Origin of the sequence: Pseudomonas sp. YNh (assembly GCF_037993085.1) — a bacterium.
GTDB classification, from domain to species: domain Bacteria; phylum Pseudomonadota; class Gammaproteobacteria; order Pseudomonadales; family Pseudomonadaceae; genus Aquipseudomonas; species Aquipseudomonas putida.
This window is the reverse complement of record NZ_JBBMRJ010000001.1, coordinates 435,177-458,307: the sequence shown is the minus strand read 5'-3', so window position 1 is coordinate 458,307 and position 23,131 is coordinate 435,177. Positions and strand designations below refer to the sequence as shown.

The 23,131-nt window shown below is 61.9% G+C and carries 22 protein-coding genes and 1 tRNA gene; 11 read left to right on the top strand and 12 right to left on the bottom strand.

The genetic code is table 11. The features are described 5' to 3' along the window. Positions 1-166: 166 nt before the first annotated feature. The 3 genes from WF331_RS01980 to WF331_RS01970 form a co-directional block, all read right to left on the bottom strand. The gene (locus WF331_RS01980) at positions 167-1,126 is read right to left on the bottom strand and encodes a cation diffusion facilitator family transporter (RefSeq protein ID WP_016498331.1); all 960 of its coding nucleotides are present in this window, start codon (positions 1,124-1,126) and stop codon (positions 167-169) included. Between the two features lie 141 nt (positions 1,127-1,267). Further along, on the bottom strand, positions 1,268-3,334 hold the full coding sequence (gene mcpU, locus WF331_RS01975; protein ID WP_241801270.1) for a methyl-accepting chemotaxis protein McpU: 2,067 nt from the start codon (positions 3,332-3,334) through the stop codon (positions 1,268-1,270). A 66-nt stretch (positions 3,335-3,400) separates the two neighbouring features. After that, positions 3,401-4,753, bottom strand: a complete 1,353-nt coding sequence (locus WF331_RS01970; protein WP_340622606.1) for an APC family permease — start codon at positions 4,751-4,753, stop codon at positions 3,401-3,403. 434 nt (positions 4,754-5,187) lie between these two features. Here WF331_RS01970 and WF331_RS01965 point away from each other — a divergent pair, with 434 nt between their 5' ends. Further along, complete coding sequence (locus WF331_RS01965) at positions 5,188-6,696, top strand: YdgA family protein (protein WP_061203488.1); 1,509 nt, start codon at positions 5,188-5,190, stop codon at positions 6,694-6,696. Positions 6,697-6,993: 297 nt separating this feature from the next. Next, positions 6,994-8,052 carry a quinolinate synthase NadA gene (gene nadA / locus WF331_RS01960; RefSeq protein WP_016498335.1) on the top strand — a complete coding sequence of 353 codons (1,059 nt, stop codon included), beginning with the start codon at positions 6,994-6,996 and terminating at the stop codon, positions 8,050-8,052. Positions 8,053-8,083: 31 nt separating this feature from the next. Here the strand turns inward: nadA and WF331_RS01955 are convergent, their stop codons facing one another. Then, positions 8,084-9,520 (bottom strand): M48 family metalloprotease, encoded by a 1,437-nt coding sequence (locus WF331_RS01955; RefSeq protein ID WP_049278115.1) that lies wholly within the window; start codon positions 9,518-9,520, stop codon positions 8,084-8,086. A gap of 122 nt (positions 9,521-9,642) precedes the next feature. Here WF331_RS01955 and WF331_RS01950 point away from each other — a divergent pair, with 122 nt between their 5' ends. Both WF331_RS01950 and WF331_RS01945 read left to right on the top strand, forming a co-directional pair. Further along, positions 9,643-9,882, top strand: coding sequence for a sulfurtransferase TusA family protein (locus WF331_RS01950; protein ID WP_016498337.1), 240 nt, complete (start codon positions 9,643-9,645; stop codon positions 9,880-9,882). Positions 9,883-9,902: 20 nt separating this feature from the next. Next, on the top strand, positions 9,903-10,973 hold the full coding sequence (locus WF331_RS01945; RefSeq protein WP_016498338.1) for an AI-2E family transporter: 1,071 nt from the start codon (positions 9,903-9,905) through the stop codon (positions 10,971-10,973). 116 nt (positions 10,974-11,089) lie between these two features. On the opposite strand, the gene WF331_RS01940 is transcribed toward WF331_RS01945, so the two are convergent. Beyond that, positions 11,090-11,563 (bottom strand): peroxiredoxin, encoded by a 474-nt coding sequence (locus WF331_RS01940; RefSeq protein WP_284359902.1) that lies wholly within the window; start codon positions 11,561-11,563, stop codon positions 11,090-11,092. An 11-nt stretch (positions 11,564-11,574) separates the two neighbouring features. After that, positions 11,575-12,138 carry a glycine cleavage system protein R gene (locus WF331_RS01935; RefSeq protein ID WP_016488638.1) on the bottom strand — a complete coding sequence of 188 codons (564 nt, stop codon included), beginning with the start codon at positions 12,136-12,138 and terminating at the stop codon, positions 11,575-11,577. 259 nt (positions 12,139-12,397) lie between these two features. Here WF331_RS01935 and dapA point away from each other — a divergent pair, with 259 nt between their 5' ends. The 5 genes from dapA to WF331_RS01910 all read left to right on the top strand — a co-directional run bounded on the left by dapA (position 12,398) and on the right by WF331_RS01910 (position 16,103). Beyond that, on the top strand, positions 12,398-13,285 hold the full coding sequence (gene dapA, locus WF331_RS01930; RefSeq protein WP_016498340.1) for a 4-hydroxy-tetrahydrodipicolinate synthase: 888 nt from the start codon (positions 12,398-12,400) through the stop codon (positions 13,283-13,285). 15 nt (positions 13,286-13,300) lie between these two features. Continuing rightward, positions 13,301-14,422, top strand: coding sequence for an outer membrane protein assembly factor BamC (gene bamC, locus WF331_RS01925; RefSeq protein WP_016498341.1), 1,122 nt, complete (start codon positions 13,301-13,303; stop codon positions 14,420-14,422). Then, positions 14,423-15,181, top strand: coding sequence for an MBL fold metallo-hydrolase (locus WF331_RS01920; protein WP_016488635.1), 759 nt, complete (start codon positions 14,423-14,425; stop codon positions 15,179-15,181). 30 nt (positions 15,182-15,211) lie between these two features. Then, positions 15,212-15,922 (top strand): phosphoribosylaminoimidazolesuccinocarboxamide synthase, encoded by a 711-nt coding sequence (gene purC / locus WF331_RS01915; protein ID WP_016498342.1) that lies wholly within the window; start codon positions 15,212-15,214, stop codon positions 15,920-15,922. Positions 15,923-16,013: 91 nt separating this feature from the next. After that, positions 16,014-16,103, top strand: a tRNA-Ser gene (locus WF331_RS01910). A 99-nt stretch (positions 16,104-16,202) separates the two neighbouring features. Here the strand turns inward: WF331_RS01910 and WF331_RS01905 are convergent. The 4 genes from WF331_RS01905 to WF331_RS01890 form a co-directional block, all read right to left on the bottom strand. After that, positions 16,203-16,553, bottom strand: a complete 351-nt coding sequence (locus WF331_RS01905) for an addiction module antidote protein (RefSeq protein ID WP_284359899.1) — start codon at positions 16,551-16,553, stop codon at positions 16,203-16,205. Further along, complete coding sequence (locus tag WF331_RS01900; protein ID WP_019472416.1) at positions 16,550-16,858, bottom strand: type II toxin-antitoxin system RelE/ParE family toxin; 309 nt, start codon at positions 16,856-16,858, stop codon at positions 16,550-16,552. Before WF331_RS01900 ends, WF331_RS01905 begins: the two co-directional genes overlap by 4 nt. Positions 16,859-17,243: 385 nt before the next feature. Continuing rightward, positions 17,244-17,516, bottom strand: a complete 273-nt coding sequence (locus tag WF331_RS01895; protein ID WP_014590008.1) for a DUF3077 domain-containing protein — start codon at positions 17,514-17,516, stop codon at positions 17,244-17,246. 136 nt (positions 17,517-17,652) lie between these two features. Next, positions 17,653-17,916, bottom strand: coding sequence for a hypothetical protein (locus WF331_RS01890; protein ID WP_016498345.1), 264 nt, complete (start codon positions 17,914-17,916; stop codon positions 17,653-17,655). Between the two features lie 420 nt (positions 17,917-18,336). Here WF331_RS01890 and WF331_RS01885 point away from each other — a divergent pair, with 420 nt between their 5' ends. After that, positions 18,337-19,500: an ATP-binding protein gene (locus tag WF331_RS01885; protein ID WP_016498346.1), complete on the top strand. Its 1,164-nt coding sequence runs from the start codon at positions 18,337-18,339 to the stop codon at positions 19,498-19,500. 25 nt (positions 19,501-19,525) lie between these two features. On the opposite strand, the gene WF331_RS01880 is transcribed toward WF331_RS01885, so the two are convergent. After that, positions 19,526-20,143 (bottom strand): LysE family transporter, encoded by a 618-nt coding sequence (locus tag WF331_RS01880; protein WP_049278125.1) that lies wholly within the window; start codon positions 20,141-20,143, stop codon positions 19,526-19,528. 189 nt (positions 20,144-20,332) lie between these two features. On the opposite strand from WF331_RS01880, the gene WF331_RS01875 reads away from it, so the two are divergent. Further along, entirely contained in the window at positions 20,333-20,524 is a 192-nt protein-coding gene (locus WF331_RS01875) for a YhfL family protein (protein ID WP_003254720.1), read from the top strand. Positions 20,525-20,612: 88 nt separating this feature from the next. Here WF331_RS01875 and WF331_RS01870 read toward each other — a convergent pair whose 3' ends face one another. Next, on the bottom strand, positions 20,613-23,054 hold the full coding sequence (locus tag WF331_RS01870) for a TonB-dependent siderophore receptor (RefSeq protein ID WP_016498348.1): 2,442 nt from the start codon (positions 23,052-23,054) through the stop codon (positions 20,613-20,615). Positions 23,055-23,131 lie beyond the last annotated feature (77 nt).

The window sequence follows — 23,131 nt, the reverse complement described above, 5'->3', positions numbered from 1 at the left end:
GTTGGTAGAGCAGTTGGCTTTTAACCAATTGGTCGTAGGTTCGAATCCTACACGACCCACCATACGCAGTACGAAAAAGCCCGCTACCAGAAATGGTCGCGGGCTTTTTCGTTTTCGGCATCCTGGGGCCGCTTTGCGGCCCTATCGCGACACAGCGCCCCCCTGCTTACTCAGCCCACTCCGGGTCGCCGGTGAACACCACCGTCAGCCAGCGGTCCGGCCCTTCGCCGCCTACGGCATCACCAATCTCGTTACGCCACGTATCCCATTCATCGATGGTCTTCGCGGCCATTGTCTTTGGCACGATGAAATACAACTCGATCTCCCGTGAGCGCCCGACCTTGGCGACATAGGCGCGGTACGACTGCAGCCCGTGGCGGGCGACGAAGGCCTTGGCCACTTCATCGACGTGCAGCTTGAGGTCGCCGGGGGTAACCAGAAAGATTTCAGATAGCGCCTGACGGACCACTGACAGCGGCAGCGGAATGATCACCAGGCACACCAGCGCCAGTACCGCCGGGTCGATGTACGGCGACACCCACTCCAGCGACGTGCCTTGCACCGCGTAACCAAAGCAGAAGGCGATCAACAGCGCGGCAGTGATGCTGGCCGACATCACCCAGCCCTTGACGTCCATGCGCACGAAGTCTGACTTCAGCTTGCGATTGGCGCGGGCTTCGACGACGGCGATGGTGACGCAGGTGATCACGGTCAGTACCGCATAGACCATGGCAATGCCGAACTCCAGGTGGCGGCCGCCTTCGAGCAGGCTGCTGACGGCGTTGATCAGCGCGTAGATGGCCACACCGCTTAGCAGGATGCCGTTGAGTGCCAGCACCATCGGTTCCAGGTGCCAGAAGCCCATGGTGAAGCGCTCGCGCAGCTTGCGCGACATTTGCACGCTGGTGGTGTGTGAGGTGATCAGCTTGACCACTACAAGCGACAGGCCGCTCATGCTGGCGTCGACCAACGAATACACGCCGTCGAAGACGATGGAGAACGACCCGGAAGCCAGGCCGAAGGCGATACCGATGGTGGCGATGAACAGGGTGACGGCAATCGAGGTACGTAACAGGCCCTGTTCGCTGGTGATGTCGAAGAAGGTGGATCGGGTTGGATTAGGCATAAGTTGTGCTCAAAATAACAATGGTGCGGTGCCTGTCAGGGCCTCTTCGCGGGCACGCCCGCTCCCACAGGAACTGCACGGCCCCTTAGGGTTACGCCGAGCGTGTGGGAGCGGGCGTGCCCGCGAAGAGGCCCTGACAGGCTAAACGCGAAACTGCTCCATCAGCGCCTGCTGCTGGTTGGCCAGCCGGTTCAGGGCTTGGCTGATGCGTGCTGATTCATCGGCCTGCCCGGCCAGCGATTCTGTCACATCTCGAATGCCGGCCACGTTACGGTTCACTTCCTCGGCCACCGCGCTCTGCTCTTCCGCCGCCGAGGCAATCTGCAAGTTCATGTCGCTGATCACCGCCACGGCCTCGCCAATACGCTGCAGTGCCGGTAATGCCTGCTCCATGCGTGCGGCGCTGTCCTGGGCCTGGCGTTGGCCTGCATGCATGGCCCCCACCACATCCTGGGTACCTTGTTGCAGGCCTTCGATGACCTGGCGAATTTCCTCCACCGACACCTGCGTGCGCTGGGCCAGGCCGCGCACCTCATCCGCGACCACGGCAAAACCACGCCCGGCTTCGCCAGCGCGCGCAGCTTCGATGGCAGCATTGAGTGCCAGCAGGTTGGTCTGCTCGGCGATGGTGCGAATCACCTCCAGCACCGAGCCGATCTGGCCGCTGCGGCCTTCGAGTGCTCGCGCCTCGTCCATGGCCGTGTTCATGCCGGCAGCCAGGCGATCGATGCCCTCGCGGGTGCTGTCGATCAGTTGCAGGCCTTCGCGGCTGGCCTGGTCGGCGGCACGTGCGGCCTGGGCTGCTTGCGATGCGTTGTGGGCGACATCCAGGGCAGTGGCGCTCATCTCGTTGGCTGCCGTGGCTACTTGTTCGATTTCACGGTGCTGCTGCTGCATGCCATTGCTGGTCTGGCTGGCGATGGCGGCCGACTGGTCGGCGGTGCCGCGGGCCTCCTGCAGCGAGCCTTTGACTTGGGCAATGACCGGCTGCAGCTTGTCGAGGAAGCGGTTGAACCAGTGGGTGAGCTGGCCCAGTTCGTCCTGGCGGGCGTAGTCCAGGCGGCGCGTGAGGTCGCCTTCACCGCTGGCAATGTCTTGCAGGCGTGCGGCCACGGCCAGGATTGGCCGGGTAACGCCGCGTGCGGTCAGCCACACCAGCAGCAAACCTGCGATGGCGGCGCCGAGGCCGATCAGCAGGCTGGTGAGGTTGGCATTCTGGTTGTGCGCATCCAGGCGCTGGTTTAGGGCCACGGCGGGTGCCTGCAGCACGCTTTCTGGCAGCTCCAGCAACACCTGCCAAGGCGCGGCGTCAGGGATGGGGGCGAAGGGGTGGGCTACGCGCAGCAGGCCGTCGGCCACCGTATTGTCCATGGGTTTGCCGAGCGCGCTGGCATCGCGGCTGTTGCCTGCCAGCAGGCCGGCTGCGCTGGCGATGCTGACATGGCCCTGGCCATCAAACAGCTCGCGGCGGCCGTCCAGGCTCAGTTGCTGCAGGTTGGCCAGGCCGATGTCCAGGCCGACCACGCCGACCACCTTGCCATGCTCCAGCAGCGGCAGGGCAATGCTGGTCATCAGCACTTGGCGGCCATTGACCTCGTCGAGGTAGGGTTCCAGCATGCAGGTACTGGCGGTGTCTTGCGGGCAGGTAAGCCAGCGGTTCTTCGCCGCGCCGTTGCTGCCGACGCTGGCATCGCCGAGCATCGCTTCTGGCATGGCCTCACGCTCCAGGGTGCCGGGGCGCGGCTGCGACCAGTACAACGAGAAACGCCCGCTTTCATTGCTGCCCACGGCGTCCTGGCCGAGGTACTGGCTGTCCTGCTGGTCCAGCGCGTCGGGCTGGAACACCAGGTACAGGCCGATCACATCCGGGTTGCCGGCCAGGCTGGCACGGGCCTGGCGTGTCAGCTCGGCGCGAAGGTCACTGCCGCCTCGGGCCTTGAGCACCTGCACCATGCGGGCAAAGCCATTGCCGTACTGGTAGGCGTCCATGAAGTAGCGCTGCACCCGTAGGGCCTGGGTTTCGGCATGGGCCTGCAGGCGCTGGCGCGCGCTGCTGTCGAGCATGGCGGTGTTGGCCTGGTTGACCAGCGCAGCGCTACGCCGCGCCTGGGTCAGTGACGTGGCTACCAGCAGGGCGACGATGGCCAGCAGGCACAGGCCGGCGAGCAGGGTGATCTTCCACTGGATGGAGAGGCGACGCAGCGGCATGAGGGCTTTCCTTTTCGATCAAGTACAACGCCCGCGGTCAGGCGCGGGCGTTGTTGGCAGCGTGGGTCATTCGGCAACGTAGTTGGGCGGTGCCGACCGGAACGCTTTGGTCAGCCAACCCAGGTAGATCAATCCGACCGCCGCCCAGATGCCGCCGAACATCAGCGAATGCGCGTTCAGGTCCAGCCACAGCGAGACGATGATGCAGAAGCCTATGGTCGGCAGCACCAGGTACTTCAGCTGGTTGGCCAGGCCCCGGCGGTTGCCTTCGCGCAGGTAGCAGTGGTTGATCACGGACAGGTTGACGAAGCTGAACGCAACCAGCGCACCGAAGTTGATGATGGAGGTGGCGGTGACCAGGTCGAAGAAGATCGCCGACAGCGCAACCAGCCCCACCACGGCAATGTTCAGCACCGGCGTCTTGTAGCGCGAGTGCAGGCGGGCAAAGAGGCTGGCCGGGATCACGTTGTCGCGGCCCATCACGTACAGCAGGCGCGACACGCTGGTCTGGGAGGCCAGGCCCGACGCAATGGTGTTGATCACCGTGCAGGCGATGAAAATCGACTGGAACAGCTTGCCGCCAACGTACAGGGCGATTTCCGGCAGGGCCGCTTCCTGGTCGTGGAAGCGCGCCATGGTCGGGAAGTAGGCCTGGATGAAATACGACACGGTGATGAACACCACGCCACCGATCAGCGCGGTGAGGAAGATCGCCCGCGGGATGGTCTTGGCCGGGTCGCGGGTTTCTTCGGACAGGCAGGTGACCGCGTCGAAGCCCAGGAACGAGAAGCACAGGATGGTCGCACCGGCAGCCAGTGCACTCAGGTGCGTCTGGTTGTCGGCGAACGGCAGCAGGCTCCAGGTGGTGCCCAGCCCTTCACCCTGGCCCAGGCCGCGCACGCACAGGTAGATGAACACGGCGATGATCGCCACCTGCACGCCCACGAACAGCAGGTTGAAGTGCGCCACCAGGTTTACGCTGCGCATGTTGATCAGGCTGATCAGGCTGACGAAGCCGACCACCCATATCCACTCCGCTACTTCGGGGAACATGGCCGAGAGGTACAACTTGGCCAGCAGCGCGTTGACCATTGGCAGCAGCAGGTAATCCAGCAGCGACGACCAGCCGACCAGGAAGCCCACATGCGGGTTGATCGCGCGTTGGGTGTAGGTGTACGCCGAGCCCGACTGCGGGAAGCGCTTTACCAGGGTGCCGTAGCTCACGGCGGTGAACAGGATGCCCGCCAGCGCCAGGATGTAGGCGCTGGGCACATGGCCGGCGGTGATCCCGCTGACGATGCCGAAGGTGTCGAACACGGTCATCGGGGTCAGGTAGGCCAGGCCGATGATGATCACGTGCCAGAGGCGCAGGGTTTTGCGGAGTTGGCCGTTGCCGGAAGCGCTGTGATCAGGCTGCATGCTGGCATGGCTCCTGGGCGTAAACGGCGGGCACGGTGTATTGCGCATGCGGCAAGGGCGAGCGGGTGGGCTCCATGTTGTTCACCTTTTTTGTAGGAGCGGCGGAAGGCGCGGGGGGGACGCGCTAAGTGGTGAAAATAAAAAACGATGGGTAGGTTGGTGTCAAGTTAAACATGACAAGATGTTACCAAATTGAAATATTTATCGATTTATAAGGGGTTTTGTTCGGTTTTTGCGCGGTTTTTTGCGGTTTTGATCAATTCGAGTGTTCGTAAAAATTAACGAGTGATGCTCCCTTTGAGGGGGCTCAGACGCCTCTGAAAAATGTGTTTTCTCTTTTCCGATCGGCCATCGTGTTCTGTCGCAGTGGTACTCTTCGCCTCCTGCGTGGCCTTTGTCGCCCAAGAAGCCCTTACGGACAATCGGTTCTATTCATGAAGAAATCAGTTGGCATCCTTTCCGGCCTGGCGATTGCCATTGCCGTCGCATCCACCGCTGGTGCCTGGTACACCGGCAAGCAGTTGCCTGCCGAGCTGGACAATGCCCTTGTCCGCAGCAATGCCGAGCTCAAGAAGGCCCTGGTGACCACCGGCGGCAGCATGAGCATCGAGCGGGTGTCGCTGGAGCAGCATTTCTTCAGCAGTACCGCCCAGTACCGGCTCAAGGCCCGCGATATCAACGTGGGTGAAGGCGAGGTAGTGAGTTTCGACGTGGGCGTGACCGACCAGATCGAGCACGGGCCGTTTCCCTGGTCGCGGGTAAAGGCGTTGAAGCTGATGCCGGTGATGGCGGTCAGCAACAGCACCTTGCAGAAGGACGATGCCACCGCAGCGTGGTTCGCCGCTGCAGGCGAGCAGGCCCCGGTCAGCGCACAGACCAGCCTGGGTTACGGCGGCAGTGTGGTCAGCCAGGTCCGGCTGGCGCCGGTCAAGCTCGACGAGGCTGACGGCAACAGCCTCGACTTCTCTGGCATGCAGCTGGAAGTCAGTGGCGACAAGGAAGGCAAGGCGTCGAAGTTCCACGGCCAGGCCGACCGTTTCGTGATGAAACTTGTGCGCGATGACCAGCCGCCGGCCACGTTCGAACTCAAAGGCCTGAAGGTTGATGGCAACCTTCAGGCCACCGCGCACGACGCCATCTATGTGGGCAATGTCGATCTGGCGCTGGCCGAAACCAAGGTCACCCTGGGGCCGAAGCAGCAAGTGCTGCTGATCAACGGCCTGGAGCAGAATGTCCTGCAAACCCTGGACGGCCCGGATGCCGTGGGTGGTCGCGTGGAGTACAAGGTCGGCGACATCACCTGGGATGGCCGCGCGGTGGGCAAGGCGCACATGCTGGTGAGTGTCAATTCGGTCAACGCACCGGCATTGCAGGCATTGTCGAAGTGGTACCAGGCGCACCTGCCGGAGTTCGAGGCGGCCGCTGCAGCCGGTCAGCCTGTGCCGCAGATCCAGATGGATGACGCAGAGAAGGCCCGGTTCCAGGGTGATCTGCGGCAACTGCTGGCCGCCAAGCCCAAGGTGGCGATAGAAAACCTGTCGTTCAAGACCGCCAATGGCGAGAGCCGTTTCAACCTGTCGATGAACTTCGCCGCCCCGGCCAGTTTCGACTTGCCGCCGGACCAGTTGAGCAAGCAACTGATCACCGAGGTGAAGAGCAAGCTGTCGCTGTCCAAACCGATGATGGGTGACCTGGCGACCTTGCAGGCGCTGCTGGACGGCCAGACCGACGCCCAGGCGATTGCCATGCAGTCGAGCCAGGCGGGGGAGATGGTCGGCATGATGGCGCTGCAGAGTGGCCTGGCCACCGTTGAAGGCAACGATGTGGTGAGCAGCCTGCACTATGCCGATGGCATGGTCGATTTCAACGGCAAGAAGATGACAGTGGAAGAGTTCGCCATGCTCATGGCAGCGCACCTGGCAGCACTGTCGCCGCAGGGTTGATTGATTGAACCTGTACCGGCCTTTTCGCGGGCACGCCCGCTCCCACAGGTTACTCATTGCCCCTGAGGGCATCGTAGTACCTGTGGGAGCGGGCATGCCCGCGAAGAGGCCAGCACAGGCAACACAAAAACCACTTTAGTAATCGCTGGATTATCTGTAGCCTTCGGCCTCCGATAATAATCCGCGCCCGCAGAGGGCCGTGGCGGCCTGCGAACCGTCCGGCACCCTTAGCCGATCTGCCAGGGCCGGGTGATACACTCGATTTGACGCGCACGCGCGCCTGCAGGTCCAGCGATCATGACCCAGATTTCCGAACGCCTGTTGGTTCAGGCCCACCTCGACGCCAAGCAGCCCAACCCGCTGACAGCCGAGCAGGAGGCCGAATACCGTGCGGCCATCGCTGCCGAGCTCAAGGCTCAGAATGCCGTGCTGGTTGCCCACTATTACTGCGACCCGGTCATCCAGGCCCTGGCTGAGGAAACCGGCGGCTGCGTGTCCGACTCGCTGGAAATGGCCCGCTTCGGCAAGAATCACCCGGCCGAAACGGTGATCGTGGCCGGTGTGCGCTTCATGGGCGAGACCGCGAAAATCCTCACCCCGGAAAAGCGCGTGCTGATGCCAACCCTGGAGGCCACCTGCTCGCTTGACCTGGGCTGCCCGGTAGAAGAGTTCTCAGCCTTCTGCGACCAGCACCCTGAGCGCACTGTGGTGGTGTACGCCAACACTTCCGCTGCCGTTAAGGCCCGTGCCGACTGGGTGGTGACTTCAAGCTGCGCGCTGGAAATCGTCGAAAGCCTGATGGACAACGGCGAAACCATCATCTGGGGCCCGGACCAGCACCTGGGCCGTTACATCCAGAAGCAAACCGGTGCCGACATGCTGCTGTGGGACGGTGCCTGCATCGTTCACGAAGAGTTCAAGTCGCGCCAGCTGGCCGATATGAAGGCGCTGTACCCGGACGCAGCGATCCTGGTGCACCCTGAATCGCCAGAAGCGGTGATCGAGTTGGCCGATGCGGTGGGCTCCACCAGCCAGTTGATCAAGGCGGCGCAGACCCTGCCGAACAAGACCTTCATCGTCGCCACCGACCGCGGCATCTTCTACAAGATGCAGCAGCTGTGCCCGGACAAGGAATTCGTCGAAGCCCCCACCGCCGGCAACGGCGCGGCATGCCGCAGCTGTGCACATTGCCCGTGGATGGCGATGAACACCCTGGAGCGGGTGCTGGATTGCCTGCGTAATGGCAGCAACGAGATTTTTGTCGACCCGGCGCTGGTGCCCAAGGCGATCAGGCCGCTGAACCGCATGCTGGACTTCACCCAGGCGGCGCGCCTGAAGCTTTCCGGTAACGCCTGAAAATGCTGGGGCGCAAAGCGCCCCCAGATTCTCAGCGCCCCATCATTTCCCGAACCATACGCTGCTGCTCCAGGATCTCGCGCTGGCGCTGGTCGATCTGCGACGCCAGCGGGAAGTTGCCGCCCGCCCGGCGCTTGGCGTAATCCAGCTGCTGGATCGCCTGGTCAAAGTCCCCTACCAACGTGAAGAACTCGGCTCGAGCCCGGTGCAAGCCAATGGTATTGCCCGACAAACCCCGCACTTCAGCCATGTCGTACCAGACGTCCGGGTCATCCGGCCGGCTCTTGATCAACTCGTTCAATATCTTCTCCGCCTCGGCCGGCTTGCTCTGCTTCACCAGCAGATCGGCACGCACCTGTTTAAGCGGGTAGTTGCCCGGGTACAGCCCCTGCATCCGTTCGGCCCGCTGCTGCGCGTCGGCCAGGCGGTTGTTGGTGATGTCCAGGTCGATCTGCGCCAGGTTGTAGGTGATGTCGTTGGGGGCCTTGGCCAGCAACGGCTTCAGGTTTTCGCGCGCTTCGTTCAGCTGGCCGCCCTTGATTTGCGCCAGGGCCAGGCCATAGCGTGCAGCGTCAAGTTTCGGGTCTTCGTCGAGTTGGGAGCGGAAGCGCTTGGCTGCCAGGCCGGGTGTTTCTTCATAGGTCAGGGCCACGCGCGCGCGAATCAGCTGATAGCGCTGGCTGTCCTCGACACCGCCCTTGGGCGCCTGTTCGGCACGGTTGCGGGTGTCAGCGATACGCGATTCGGTCACCGGGTGAGTCAGCAGAAATTCCGGCGGCTTGGCGCCGTAGCGGTACTGCTGCGCAAGGCGTTCGAACATGGTGGGCATGTTGCGCGGGTCGTAACCGGCCTTTTCAAGGTTCTGGATGCCGATGCGGTCGGCTTCCTGTTCGTTCTGCCGCGAGAAACGCCGCTGTTCCTGGATTGCCGCCGCCTGGGTGCCGGCAATCATGCCGATACCCGCATCGCCAGCGCCACCGGCAGCCAGCACGATACCCGCGAGCAAAGCCGCCATCATCGGCAGTTGCATGCGTTGCTGGGCTTCGACGCCGCGGGCGAAGTGGCGTTGCGACAAGTGCGCCAGTTCGTGCGCCAGCACCGAGGCGTATTCGCCTTCGGTGCGGGCATTGAGGAACAGGCCGCCGTTGACCCCGACGATGCCGCCGGGGGCCGCGAAGGCGTTGAGTTCACGGCTGTCGATCAGGATGAATTCCAGGCGCCGGTCCTGCAGCTGGCTGGTTTCGGCCAGGCGGTACACGGTAGTCTCGACGTAGTCCTTGAGCTGCGGGTCGTTCAACTGGTTGACCTGGCCACGCAGCAGGCTCAGCCAGGCACGGCCCAGTTGATGCTCCTGTTGCGGCGAGACGATCGCAGAGCTGGCGTCACCCAGTGATGGCAGGTCGTCAGCATGGCCGGGAAGGGCCATCAGGCAGGCCAGCGTCAGCAGGGTAGGGCGCAGTAGATTCATGCACGAAGCTCGCGTCGGTCAAAGATACCTACTGTAGCGGGCTCACACGTTGGCGACCAGTGGCGCTATCCTAGCCGACCCTGTGAAGCAGCAAACCGGCAATGCCTTAGGAGAGCCCCGCGATGAGTGACACCCTGACCTGCGACGCCGAACTGGATGCCAGCGGGCTGAATTGCCCTTTGCCGCTGCTCAAGGCCAAGATGGAGCTCAATCGCCTGGCCAGCGGCGCCGTGCTGAAGGTGATCGCCACCGACGCAGGTTCGCAGCGCGACTTCCGCACTTTCGCCAAGCTGGCCGGTCATACCCTGCTGCAGGAAACGGCTGAGGCCGGCACCTATACCTACTGGCTGCGCAAGGCCTGAGTCTTTTCCAAGGATCGTCAATGTTCAAAGTGCTTCGCGACTGGATGCACCGCTACTTCTCCGATGAAGAAGCGGTAGTGCTGGCGGTGCTGCTGTTCCTGGCTTTTACCGCTGTGCTCACCCTGGGCGGCATGCTCGCGCCGGTGCTGGCGGGCATGGTGCTGGCGTTCCTGATGCAGGGGCTGGTCAATGCCCTGGAGCGGCTGCGGGTACCGACCCGGCTGGCAGTGATGCTGGTCTTTGCCCTGTTCATGGGGGCGCTGGCGGTGTTCATGCTGGTGCTGGTGCCGTTGCTGTGGCACCAGCTGATTACCCTGTTCAACGAGCTGCCGGGCATGCTCGGCAAGTGGCAGTCGTTGCTGTTGCTGTTGCCCGAGCGCTACCCGCACCTGGTGTCGGACGAGCAGGTGCTGCACGCCATCGAGTCGGTGCGCGGGGAAATCGGCAAGTTCGGGCAGTGGGCGTTGACCTTTTCGCTGTCGAGCCTGCCGTTGCTGGTCAACGCCATGATCTACCTGGTGCTGGTGCCGATTCTGGTGTTCTTCTTCCTCAAGGACCGAGAACTGATCGGCCGTTGGGTCAGTGGCTACCTGCCCACCCAGCGCGCCTTGCTGAACCGGGTGGGCAGCGAGATGAACCGGCAGATTGCCAACTACATTCGCGGCAAGGGCATTGAAATCCTGATCTGCGGCATTGCCACCTACATCGCCTTCATCAGCCTGGGGCTCAATTACGCCGCGCTGCTGGCGCTACTGGTGGGGCTGTCGGTGGTGGTGCCGTATGTGGGCGCGGTGGTGGTGACGGTGCCGGTGACACTGATTGCGCTGTTCCAGTGGGGCTGGGGCGACCAGTTCATCTACCTGATGACGGTGTACGCGATCATCCAGGCGCTGGATGGCAACGTGCTGGTACCGCTGCTGTTCTCCGAGGCCGTGAGCCTGCACCCGGTGGCGATCATTTGCGCGGTATTGCTGTTTGGCGGGTTGTGGGGGTTCTGGGGGATCTTCTTCGCCATCCCGCTGGCGACGCTGATCAAGGCCGTGCTGGATGCCTGGCCGCGCCGGGAGCCTAGCGTATCGCCGCTGCTTTGATGCAACTGGGGCCGCTTTGCGGCCCTTCGCGGGCACGCCCGCTCCCACAGGAATTGTGCAGGGCCCTGTGGGAGCGGGCGTGCCCGCGAAGGGCTGCAAAGCAGCCCCATTGAATCTCAAGCCTTGTTCAAGGCTTGGGCTGCCGCCAATACGGCATCCACATGCCCAGGCACCTTCACTCCACGCCATTCCTGGCGCAGCACACCGTCCTTGTCGATCAGGAAGGTGCTGCGGTCAACGCCCATGTATTCCTTGCCATACAGCTTTTTCAGCTTGATCACGTCGAACAGCTGGCACAGGGCCTCGTCCTTGTCGCTGATCAGCTCGAACGGGAAGCCTTGCTTGGCCTTGAAGTTCTCGTGCGACTTGATGCCATCGCGCGATACCCCGAACACCACGGTGTTGGCTGCGGCAAAGGCGTCGTGCTGGTCACGGAACCCCTGGCCTTCGGTGGTGCAGCCCGGCGTGCTGTCCTTCGGGTAGAAGTACATCACCACTTGCTGGCCTTTGAGCTGGGCCAGGCTGACGGTTTGCCCGCTGGTGGCCTGGGCCTGGAAGTCGGCAACGGGTTGGTCGAGTGCTACAGCCATGGTCAGTTTCCTTACATTGGGTTCTGTGGACGCCAAGGCTCGATCAGCGCATCGAGGTTGAGGGCGTCGGCAAAGTCCAGGAACTGGTCACGTAGCCAGCTGATCTGGGTGCCGGCCGGCAAGATCACCGTGAATTGGGCGTTGAGCATGCTGCTGCCGGTCTGCGGCGCCAGGTAGGTGTCGCAGGTCATGGCTTCAAGCTCGACGCGGTGATCGAGGAAGAACTGGCACAGCTCGTTGATGATGTCCGGGCGGTAGGCGGCACTGACATAAGCCACGTACGGCAGGGCCTGCGGGCGCACTTCCTGGTCGGCGCTGCGCACCACGTCCAGGGTCAGGCCGTGCTTCTTGCCCAGGCCCGGCAGGGTGGATTCGAGGCGCGCCAGGGCGTCCCAGCTGCCGCCTACCTGCAGCACCAGGGCGCTGGTCTCGCCATGGCGGCTCAGGCGCGAGGTGACCACCGCGCAGCGGTTTTCGAAGGCGGCGCGGCTGAGGACGTTGGCCAGCTCCATGGGATTCGGTCCCAGGGCACTGATGACAAGGAATTGTTCGCGGACAGTGGTGGGGGTGGACATGCAGCATTCCTAAAGCGATGAGCGGTCGGTGCAGGACGGTCAAAAGCCTCCTGTCGGCAGGGCCCGGGGCTCGCATGCGAGGTCTTGGACGCTGGCGGGGAGCAAGGTCGACGGCCCGGCGGGCCGCGCTGCACCGATCAAAGGGTCAAGGGTAGCGAAATAAGGCGCCGAGGGGAATGCTCCGCCCGCCTGCTTCGCTTGTGCAAGGTCGATGCCCCCAGTACCATTACCGCTCTCTTTTTCCGGCAGGAGCAGTTACATGATTGCGGGCAGTATGGTGGCATTGGTCACACCCATGGATGCACAAGGGCGTGTTGACTGGGGCAGCCTCGACAAACTTGTAGACTTCCACCTGGAAAACGGCACCCATGCGATCGTCGCCGTCGGCACCACCGGTGAGTCCGCCACGCTGGATGTCGAAGAGCACATCCTGGTCATCAAGCACGTGGTCGAGCGCGTCAAGCGCAGCAGCCGCAGCGTACCGGTCATCGCTGGCACCGGCGCCAACTCCACTGCCGAAGCCGTGCACCTGACCCAGAACGCCAAGAGCGCCGGTGCCGACGCCTGCCTGCTGGTGGTGCCGTACTACAACAAGCCGACGCAAGAAGGCCTGTACCAGCACTTCAAGCACATTGCCGAAGCCGTCGACATTCCGCAGATCCTCTACAACGTACCCGGCCGCACCTCCTGCGACATGCAGGCCGAGACCGTGATCCGCCTGTCGACCGTGCCGAACATCATCGGCATCAAGGAAGCCACCGGCGACCTGGTCCGCGCCAAGGCCATCCTCGATGGCGTCAGCAAGGACTTCATCGTTCTGTCCGGCGATGACCCGACTGCCGTCGAGCTGATCCTGATGGGCGGCAAGGGCAACATCTCTGTTACTGCCAACGTCGCCCCGCGCGAAATGGCCGATCTGTGCGAGGCCGCCCTTGCGGGCGATGCCGAGAAGGCCCGCGCGATCAACGAAAAACTCATGCCGCTGCACAAAGACCTCTTCTGCGAAGCCAACCCGATCCCGGTGAAATGGGCGCTCGTCGAAATGGGCTTGATGCAAAAAGGTATTCGCCTGCCACTGACCTGGCTGAGCGAAGGCTGCCACGAAAAAGTCCGTACTGCCTTGCGCCAGTCCGGCGTACTGGTTTAAGAGGAAGTACACCGCATGAAGCGATTGGCTGGTCTTTCCGCCCTTGCCCTGATTATCTCCAGCACCAGTGGGTGTGGCTGGCTGTGGGGCGAGGATGGCTATTTCCGCGACCGCGGCAGCGATTACCTGCAGGCGCACCCGACCGCGCCGATGCAACTGCCGCCGGACGCTAGCAACGTCAAACGCCTTGACCCGCTGCTGCCGATCCCGCGTAACGTCGCTGACGACAACGTCGCTGGCGAGTTCGAAGTGCCGCGCCCGCAGCCGTTGACCGGTGGCGCCGCCCAGGTAACCGACTATAGCCTGCAGCGCAGCGGCAGCAGCCGTTGGGTACTGGCCCAGCATTCGCCTGCCGAGGTGTGGCCAGTGGCCCGCCAGTTCTTCGAGGATAACGGCTTCCGCATTGCTGAAGAGCGCCCGCAGACCGGTGAATTCAACACCACCTGGCAGCGTTTCGACGAACTGTCGGCATCGCTTGGCCAGCGCCTGGCCAGCACCGCCAGCAGCGGTGACAGCGAAGTGCGCGTCCGTGTGCGCATGGAGCCTGGCGTGCAGCGCAACACCTCCGAGGTATACGTGGTCAGCGTCGAGCGCCCGGCCGGCAGCACTGCCGAGCCAGGGTTCCCGTCCACGTCCAGCAACACCGGCGCCGATGCCCTGCTGGTCGACGAAATGCTTGCCAGCATGAACCGCAGCGCCGAGAAAGGCGGTTCGGTGTCGCTGTTGGCCGCGCGCGATTTCGATGCGCCAAGCCGCGTCAGCCTGAGCGAAGACGGCAGCGGCAACCCGGTGCTGTACCTGGGCTCCGACCTGGACCGCGCCTGGTCTGGCGTGGGCCGTGCCCTGGAGCAGGGTGGCGAGTGGCGTGTCGAAGACATCAACCGCAGCCTGGGCCTGTACTACATCAACCTGTCGGAAAAGCCTGACGACAAGCAGAACCAGCCTGGCTTCTTCGGCCGCATGTTCGGCAGCGAGCCGACCAAGGAAGAGCGTGAAGCCCGTGCCGAGCGCTATCAGGTTCGCCTGAGCAAGGTGGGTGAGAGCGTGCAGGTCACGGTCGAGAAAAACATCAACACCGTGGCTCCGGCCGATGTCGCCCGCCGCGTGCTGAGCGCCATTCAGGACCACCTGGGCTAAGTGCGCTTCGCGGTACTCGGAAGCGGCAGCCAAGGGAACGGCACGCTGATCGCCAGTGGTGACACGTTCATCCTGGTCGATTGCGGCTTTTCCCTGCGTGAAACCGAGCGGCGCCTGGCGCTGCTCGGCGTTTCGGCGGCCCAGCTCAGCGCGGTACTGGTCACCCACGAACATGCCGACCACGTGCATGGGGTCGGCTTGCTGTCACGGCGCTACAATGTACCGGTCTACCTCAGCCAAGGGACCTTGCGCGGCATGCGCAAGCCGGTGGAGGTGGCCGGTTTTCTCGCGTGTGGCCAAAGCCTGCGTATCGGCAGCCTGGAAGTGACCGCAGCGCGGGTCGAGCACGACGCCTACGAGCCGCTGCAATACGTGATCAGTGACGGCCAGCGGCGCTTCGGCATGCTGACCGACCTTGGCTCGTACGACGCACTGTTGCTGGAACGTTACCAGGGCCTGGATGCACTGCTGATCGAGGCCAACCACTGCCGCGACCTGCTGGCACGCGGTCACTACCCGGTCTTCCTGAAGCAGCGGGTAGGCGGCATGCAAGGGCATTTGAACAATCACCAGGCCGCGCGCCTGGTGCACGAGTTGGGCTGGAGCAACCTGCAACACCTGGTGCTGGCCCACCTCAGCAGCAAGAACAACCTGCCACACTTGGCCCGCCAGTGCTTCGTCGACACCTTAGGGTGCGACCCGGACTGGCTCCAGGTGGCGAATCAGGAACACGGGCTCGACTGGCGCGAAATCGCCTAGCCCAACACCTCAAGCAAGCGGAGCCCAATCATGGAAAAACGCGACGAACTCTACCGCGGCAAGGCCAAATCGGTTTACAAGACCGACGACGCCGACCGCTTGATCCTGCTGTTCCGTAACGACACTTCGGCGTTCGACGGCAAGCGCATCGAACAACTCGACCGCAAAGGCACGGTGAACAACAAGTTCAACGCCTTCATCATGCAGAAACTGGAAGAAGCCGGCGTGCCGACCCAGTTCGACAAGCTGCTGGGCGACAACGAGTGCCTGGTGAAGAAGCTGGACATGATCCCGGTCGAATGCGTAGTGCGTAACTACGCTGCCGGCAGCCTGGTCAAGCGCCTGGGCGTGGAGGAGGGCATCAAGCTGGAGCCGTCCACCTTCGAACTGTTCCTGAAGAACGACGAGAAGGGCGACCCCTTCATCAACGAATCCCACGTTGTCGCGTTCGGCTGGGGCACCGCCGAGCAGCTGGTCGAAATGAAAAAGCTGTCGCTGAAGGTCAACGAGGTGCTGACCAAGTTGTTCGATGACGCTGGCCTGCTGCTGGTCGACTTCAAGCTGGAGTTCGGCGTATTCCACGGCCAGATCGTGCTGGGCGACGAGTTCAGCCCGGACGGCTGCCGCCTGTGGGACAAAGAAACCCGCAAGAAGATGGACAAGGACCGCTTCCGTCAGGGCCTGGGCGACGTGATCGAAGCCTACGAAGAAGTTGCCAAGCGCCTGGGCGTGCCGCTGTAAGCGGCGCGTTCACGCAAGCGCCTGATACCACGCGATTTTTTTTAAAAAAAGGTTTGCGTTTTAAAAGAACGCTGGTATGATGCGCGGCATTGGAGAGATGCCGGAGTGGTCGAACGGGACGGATTCGAAATCCGTTGTACTGGCAACAGTACCTAGGGTTCAAATCCCTATCTCTCCGCCATACAAGATGAAGCCCCTGAAAGCGAAAGCTTTCAGGGGCTTTTTCGTTGTGCGTCGCTAAATAGTTTGAAGTCAGCAGCCCCAATTGCGCGAGGCGAGCCTATGAGGAAGCGGGGAACTTCTTGAGCGGTCTGACAGTGAGCTCTACACCCAAGGCAAGCATGAGCTTTTGAATAGTAGTGAAACGAGTTTTATCGCCGCCCTTCAACGTTTTGTAAAGCGACTCACGATTCACGCCTGCGTCTTGCGCAAACTGATTCACGCCCTTGGCTTTTGCCACTTCCCCCAAGGCATGCATCAGAGTTTGCGCGTCGTTAGCCTTCATTGCCTCCGCCAGAAAAGCCGCGATGGTTTCGGGACTGTCCAGAAACCGGGAGGCCTCGAAGCGTTTGGTATTGCTCAAATCGAGCTCAAGGATGGGCATGTCTTCGGCGGTGAATGTGTCGCTCATCGTTGTTTACCTCGTATAACATCAAGGATTTGCTTGGCGCGATTAATGGCTCTGTGCTGGTCCGCTTTATCGCTACCGTAGAGCATCAGGTAGCGGCTCGAGCCCGTTCGTACGAAGTAGATCCGATATCCGGGACCTACAAACACCCGCATCTCACTGACGCCATCGCCAACTGATTCGATATCGCCAAAGCTGCCATTTTCCGCTCGTGCGAGTCTTGCGGTGACTGCACCTTTACCGATCGGATCTTTCACGCCATCCAGCCAATCGTCAAATTCCGACGTAGTGTCGATCTGATTCGGCATGCATTAAATGTAGCCTAGTGGCTACTCCTTGTATATGAGAGATCGACGGAGTGGCGTTGCAGTCCTGTGTGGACGTGGTAACCGCCACGTAAAGGGGCGCATAGAAGTGATGGCCGCCTGTCATCGTCCGTCGTTGAATGGCCATGACGTGATGAGGCTAAGGCGCAAGTTGAGCACTGGCAACGGCTGGAGCGGGATTGGTCTGAGTTTGGGAAATGGGCTACATCGCTGTGGAAGATGTCGCTACCCTGCCGTCGGTCGAGGGCGCTTTTGGGTCCTTTTGCGGCGAGACGCGGTAAATAAATGCAACCCCTGGATGCATCGCGTTTCCAGGGGCTTTTTCGTTGTGCCTGGGCCTGTCCGTTGTCACGGGACAGGCCCAGCCTTACTTCTTCATCATCCCCAATTCAGCGTCATCCAGCAGCGCCTTGGCCATTGCGCTGAGGTAGTGCGAGGCCCAGATCAGTTTCTGGTCGCCGTCCATCAGGCCGGTGATGATCAGGTCGCGCACGTAGCCCATCAGTTCGGATGCCTGTTCGCGGGCGTCCTGGCAGGGGATGCCGGGTTCGATGCGGAACAGCGGGTGGGTGTTGTTTTCGCCTTGGTAGAAGCAGGTCTTGCCGACTGTGGTGGGTTCTTTTGTGTTGTCGGTGGGCATTGATTTGTTTCCCTGGGTTCTGGGTTGCCTGGGCTGGCCTCTTCGCGGGTGAACCCGCTCCCACAGGTGCTGTGCAGTGCCTTAGGGCGGAGATAACCCTGTGGGAGCGGCTTTAGCCGCGAAGAGGCCTGGCCTGCTAGTGCAAGTTGTACGGCTCACTGGGTAAGTGCGGCCGCATCTGCAATTGCATCAATGCCGACTCCACCAGGCTCTGTACCTCCTCCATTTCATGGATGACGGCCTGCATCACAATCGAACTGTGGGCAGTAGGCTTGAGTTGCACAGATTGGCGGGCGACGGACAGGGCGCAGAGTACGTACTCTGAGGACTGGACCAGGGTGTCTTGCAGGGCTTGGGTGGAATCGAGGGAGTAGGGTGGATCAGGGACCATCTTGCGCATACACATCTCCAGGATCATTGGAGCTGCCGCAAGCTTGCTGTCAAACAAGAGGGTGGCAGCTGTACATGGGTTGACAGACCGAGGATCCCGGAGTAACTCGGCGCACACGACGGTGCCCCACGTACAGCCGCCATAAACAGTGCACGTGTGCGGGAAATCGTCGGCCTGTCAAAGCCGGCCGTTGATTTTGCAACGACAAGCCGAGACTAGAGCGCGACCGGATCCGTCGCAACAGTTTGAGCGGGTTGCCAGTATGTTTGGGAAACGCCCTACAAGGAAGGGAATAATTCTGAGTTCAAGCTGTAGGACGGGGGCTGATTTGCAGCGCCGAAGGGCAAACGCTACCGAAATCTACTCATAGATAGCGAAAATCGCTAGACTTCGCTATCTATTGCTATAACCGTTCTCTGGAGGCAGCCCATGGACCCGTACCGCAACCCTTTCGCACCCGGCGCCGGCAGCAGACCGCCTGAGCTGGCAGGCCGCGATGTGGTGCTTGAGCACGCGCGCGTTTCGTGTGGGCGGGCTATCAACGGGCGCAGCGCGCGCTCCATGATGCTGCTTGGCTTGAGAGGGACTGGCAAAACGGTGCTCTTGAACGAAGTCGGGAAAATTGCAGAGCACACGGGCTTGCTGGTCTCTAAGGTCGAGTCGCCGGAAGAGGAAAGCCTTGCGCGCCTTCTTTACCCGGAAATGCGCAAGGTCATGCGCTCTCTGTCCACCGTGGAAGCCGCCAAGCAAATTGCAAATCGGGGGCTGAAGGGCCTGCGTGGGTTTGCCTCCATCTTCAAGATCGATATCGCCGGTGTGGAAGTGGGTGTAGAGCCAGAGCCCGGCCTTGCGGACAGTGGCAATCTTCAATACGACCTGCCAGACCTGTTCAACGTTATCGGGCGTGCGGCCCAGGCCGCAGGCAAAGGCTGGATTCTGTTGATCGACGAAGTCCAGTACCTGAGTGAGGCCGATCTTAGGGCCCTGATTGTCTCCATGCACAAAATGTCTCAGGAAGGCCTGCCGGTGCTGCTTGTGGGTGCCGGGCTGCCTCAGGTCGCGCGGTTGGCAGGTGAGGCGAAATCCTATGCAGAGCGGCTGTTCCTGTATCCGGAAATCAATGCACTTGATGCCGATGCTGCTGCCAAGGCCGTGCTCAAGCCGATCCTGGACGAGGAGGCATCCATTGCAGAGGCCGCCTTGCAAGAGATTGTCGTGCGTACCAAGGGCTATCCGTTCTTTTTGCAAGAGTGGGCGTCCACGGCGTGGAACTGTGCCGAGGGGCCAGAGATATCGCTGGATGATGTCGTTCAATCCTACTCGGAAACCCTGGCGTTGCTGGATGCAGGTTTCTTCAGGGTGCGTATCGACCAGTTGACACCCAGCGAAGTGCTTTTCGTCAGAGCCATGTCGCAGCTTGGCGATGGGCCTTATGCGGTAGGTGATATCGCCAAGGCCATGGGCCGAACCCAATCGTCACTTGGCCCTATAAGAGCCAAGGTCATCGCCAAAGGCATGGCCTACAGCACCGATCATGGTGTGCTGGATTTCACCGTACCGCTTTTTGCAGAGTTCATGCGTCGCCAGAGTTGACCCACAAACTGTGCCGCGGCCTTGCTCAGCGCATCGCCGCCAACTTGATACCAAACCCTACCAGACAAGCCCCTGCCAGCCGCTCGAACAGATGACTGATTCGTGGGTTGGCGCGCATGCGTTCAGCCAGCTGATGGGTCAGCACCACGGCAATCAGCCCGTACGCGAAGGTCACCACTGCCACCGTCGCAGCCATGAAACCGAACGTCACTAGCCCCTGGTGCTTCACCGGGTCGACGAACAGCGGGAAAAACGCCATGTAGAACATGATCGCCTTGGGGTTGAGCAGGGTGATCATCATGGTCTGGCGCAGGTACTGGCCGTTGTCCATGCGGCAGGCGTGGGCAGCACCACCGGGCTTGCTCAGGAGCATGCGCAGGCCCAGGTAAGCCAGGTACGCAGCGCCGGCCCATTGCACCATGTGGAAAGCCGTAGGGTAGGTGGCCAGCAGGGTGGCGACGCCCGCTACTGCCAGCCACAGCAGCACCTGGTCACCCACGATCACCCCAAGTGTCGCAGCCAGGCCAGCCTTGATACCGCCCTTGCCGGTGGCGGTGATCAAGGCAAAATTGCCCGGGCCGGGGATGGCCAGCAGAATGATGAAGGCGATGACGAATGCGCCGTAGTCGGTGACGCCGAGCATGGTGAGTTCCTGTTGGGCATGACGAAGGCAATGCCCTGAACTATCGTCGCCAAAGGCGCGCTTTTCAACCTGTTGTTGCACAATTGCAACGAACTTGTGCCAGGTACGACTTGGATCCAATGGGTGGAGTCTGTATCATCCCGCGGCCATCAGAAGATGGCCGAAGATGATTCATTTAAAGGACTTTGTATGAAAAAGCTGTTCAAGGCCACCGTAGCCGTTGCTGTTGTCTCGGGTGTTGCCCTGCTGTCGGGTTGCACTGGCCAAGTTTACAACCAACCGAAAAACTGCACTTACGACTACCTGTTCCACCCTTCGGTTTCCATCTCCAAGATCATCGGTGGCTGCGGCCCGATCGATAAACTGCCTCAGCAGCAGTAATCTTGGCGGTACCCTGATCGCGACGCTTGCGACGTGATCCAAGGCCCCCGGTCATGTAAATGGCCGGGGGCTTTTGTTTGTGGGCCACTTACCAGCGCAGCGACACGGTTCCCAGCAGTGTGCGCTCTTCACCCCAGTAGCAACGGCCGGCGTTGTTGCAGCCTGCCACATACTCTTTGTCGAACAGGTTGCGGGCGTTGACTTCTACCGACCAGTTTTCGTCGATTTCATAGCCCACCTTGGCATCCACCAGCGTCACGTCACCGGTGTCCAGCTTGCCGTACAGGCTTGCCGGGGTATAGGCGAAGGTACTGTCGAAGTGGCGCACGCCGCCACCGATCTGCAAGCCTTTGAGCAGGCCGTCACGGAAGTGATATGTGCTCCACACCGACGCCTGGTTGCGTGGCACGCCGGTCATCTGGTGGTCTTCATACAGCGACCCGGCCACGTCCTTGGTAATGCGCGAATCGGTGTAGGTGTAGGCGGCGGTGAGGTTGAGGTTTTCGCTCAGATCGCTGTTAAGTTCCAGCTCCACGCCCTTGGCCCGGCTGGCACCGATCTGGCGATAGTCACCCACGGCGGAATCGAACAGCACATCGTCCTTCTTGCGCAGGTCGTACACCGATGCGGTGAAGGCGGTGTTCCAGCCTTTGGGCTCGTACTTGATACCCACTTCGTACTGCTCGCTGGTAGTCGGGTCCAGCGGGCCGCTCTTGCTTTCGGTCTGCTGGGTCGGGGCAAAGGCGGTGGAGTAGCTGAAGTACGGCGACAGGCCGTTTTCAAACTGGTACATCACCCCGGTCTGCCAGGTGAACTTGCTGTCCCAACTGTTCATGTCGGCTTGTGCGTTAAGGGTGCCGGCTTTGTTGCGGAACCGGCTGTTGACCCGGTCCAGTCGCCCGCCCAACAGCAGCACCCAGTTGTCCACCTTGGTTTGCAGCTGGCTGTAGAGGCCGTACATGGTCTGATCGAGCAAGGCGTTCTGCACATGCAGGGGCGTGCTTGGCTTGCCGTTCCAGACCGGGTTGAACACATTGATGGTGCCGCCATTGCCCGCGTCCCAATCCTGGTTGAACGACGTGCGGTCCAGGCTTGCTCCGATCAGGAAGGTATGGTCGAACGCGCCGCTGGTGAAGTGGCCTTCGAACTGGTTGTCCAGCGAGTAGGCGATGGACTTGTTGTAGCGGTCGTAGGCCGTGTTGCTCAGGGTGGTGCCGAAGCCGCCGTTGTTCAGGCTGCCTGGCCACGTTTCCTGGCGGTCGATGCGCGACTGCATGTAGCGCGAGTTCTGGCGGAACTGCCAGGTGTCGTTGAAGCGGTGGCTGAACTCGTAGCCCAGGCTCCAGGTTTCCCGTTCGAAGTTGTCCCAGTCCGGGTTGCCGGACAACTGGTCCTTGTCGATCTTGCCGTTGGGGTTGCGCAGCAGGGTGCCAGCGGCCGGGTAACCAAGCTCCATCAAGGTGCGGTCGCGCTGGTAGGTGGCCAGCAGGGTCAGGCTGTTGAAGTCGTCGAAGTTCAACGTCAGCGATGGCGCGATGTACATGCGGTCATCGGGCTGATGGTCGACCTGGGTGTCGGACTTGCGGCCCATCATCACCAGGCGGCCGAGGATATTGCCCTCATCGGTCAGTGGGCCGGAAACGTCGACGCCCAACTGGCGGCGGTTATGCGAGCCGTAGCTCAGTTGCACTTCGCCGCGCGCTTCGGCAGTAGGCCGCTTGCTGACCAGGTTGACCACGCCACCCGGGGCGTTTTCGCCATACAGGATCGAAGTGGGGCCGCGGAACACTTCCACCCGCTCCAGGCCGTAGGGTTCGCTGCTGGTATCGTAGCGGTTGCCCTGCACCCGCAGGCCATCGCGCAGCAGGCCATAGCCATAGTCGGTGGCGTTGAAGCCACGGATGAAGAACAGGTCACCCGCTTGGCCATCCCCGCCGGCAAACGGCGGAGAGAAAATGCCTGGGACATAGCCCAGCACCTCGGTAAGGGTTTGCGATTGCTGGTCGTCCATGCGCTGGCGGGTGACCACCGAGACCGAGCGCGGGGTGTCGGCCAAGGCGCTGCTGGTTTTGCTGGCGGTGGCACTGGCGACGGCACGGTAGCCGCTATCGCCCTGGCCGTTGCTGGCGACCAGGGTAGCGGCGTTGATCGACGTGGCATCCAGTTGCAGGGCGGTGCCATCGGCAAGCGGTTGCAGCACATAACCCGCGCTGCCTTGGGGCACGGCTTGCAGGCCGCTGCCCTGTAGTAGCCGGGCCAGGCCTTGGGCGACGCTGAAGCGGCCTTGCAGCCCCAGGCTGGTCTTGCCGGCGGCCAGTTCGTTGCTGCCGGCCAGGTAGATACCGGCCTGGCTGCTGAACTGGTTGAGTGCGCTGGTGAGCGAGCCGGGCGCGATGTTGAAGCGGGTTTCGGCGTTGGTTGCCTGTTCAGCGTGGGCCAGGGTTGCCGGTAACATCAGTGGCGCGGCGGCAAAAAGCGAAAGTGGCGCGGCAAGCGCCAGGCGGAACGCGGGGTGGAAGGGCGTCGGCATGCTGGTCTCTGGGATCGAAAGGGTGAGTTGGGAGGGCTATGCCGGGTTAACCGAACGAGATTGGATAAAGGGAACCG

Coding starts and splice junctions, on each gene's coding strand:
- WF331_RS01980 (WP_016498331.1), bottom strand. CDS start 1,126: ATGCCTAATCCAACCCGATCCACCTTCTTCGACATCACCAGCGAACAG.
- mcpU (WP_241801270.1), bottom strand. CDS start 3,334: ATGCCGCTGCGTCGCCTCTCCATCCAGTGGAAGATCACCCTGCTCGCC.
- WF331_RS01970 (WP_340622606.1), bottom strand. CDS start 4,753: ATGCAGCCTGATCACAGCGCTTCCGGCAACGGCCAACTCCGCAAAACC.
- WF331_RS01965 (WP_061203488.1), top strand. CDS start 5,188: ATGAAGAAATCAGTTGGCATCCTTTCCGGCCTGGCGATTGCCATTGCC.
- nadA (WP_016498335.1), top strand. CDS start 6,994: ATGACCCAGATTTCCGAACGCCTGTTGGTTCAGGCCCACCTCGACGCC.
- WF331_RS01955 (WP_049278115.1), bottom strand. CDS start 9,520: ATGAATCTACTGCGCCCTACCCTGCTGACGCTGGCCTGCCTGATGGCC.
- WF331_RS01950 (WP_016498337.1), top strand. CDS start 9,643: ATGAGTGACACCCTGACCTGCGACGCCGAACTGGATGCCAGCGGGCTG.
- WF331_RS01945 (WP_016498338.1), top strand. CDS start 9,903: ATGTTCAAAGTGCTTCGCGACTGGATGCACCGCTACTTCTCCGATGAA.
- WF331_RS01940 (WP_284359902.1), bottom strand. CDS start 11,563: ATGGCTGTAGCACTCGACCAACCCGTTGCCGACTTCCAGGCCCAGGCC.
- WF331_RS01935 (WP_016488638.1), bottom strand. CDS start 12,138: ATGTCCACCCCCACCACTGTCCGCGAACAATTCCTTGTCATCAGTGCC.
- dapA (WP_016498340.1), top strand. CDS start 12,398: ATGATTGCGGGCAGTATGGTGGCATTGGTCACACCCATGGATGCACAA.
- bamC (WP_016498341.1), top strand. CDS start 13,301: ATGAAGCGATTGGCTGGTCTTTCCGCCCTTGCCCTGATTATCTCCAGC.
- purC (WP_016498342.1), top strand. CDS start 15,212: ATGGAAAAACGCGACGAACTCTACCGCGGCAAGGCCAAATCGGTTTAC.
- WF331_RS01905 (WP_284359899.1), bottom strand. CDS start 16,553: ATGAGCGACACATTCACCGCCGAAGACATGCCCATCCTTGAGCTCGAT.
- WF331_RS01900 (WP_019472416.1), bottom strand. CDS start 16,858: ATGCCGAATCAGATCGACACTACGTCGGAATTTGACGATTGGCTGGAT.
- WF331_RS01895 (WP_014590008.1), bottom strand. CDS start 17,516: ATGCCCACCGACAACACAAAAGAACCCACCACAGTCGGCAAGACCTGC.
- WF331_RS01890 (WP_016498345.1), bottom strand. CDS start 17,916: ATGCGCAAGATGGTCCCTGATCCACCCTACTCCCTCGATTCCACCCAA.
- WF331_RS01885 (WP_016498346.1), top strand. CDS start 18,337: ATGGACCCGTACCGCAACCCTTTCGCACCCGGCGCCGGCAGCAGACCG.
- WF331_RS01880 (WP_049278125.1), bottom strand. CDS start 20,143: ATGCTCGGCGTCACCGACTACGGCGCATTCGTCATCGCCTTCATCATT.
- WF331_RS01875 (WP_003254720.1), top strand. CDS start 20,333: ATGAAAAAGCTGTTCAAGGCCACCGTAGCCGTTGCTGTTGTCTCGGGT.
- WF331_RS01870 (WP_016498348.1), bottom strand. CDS start 23,054: ATGCCGACGCCCTTCCACCCCGCGTTCCGCCTGGCGCTTGCCGCGCCA.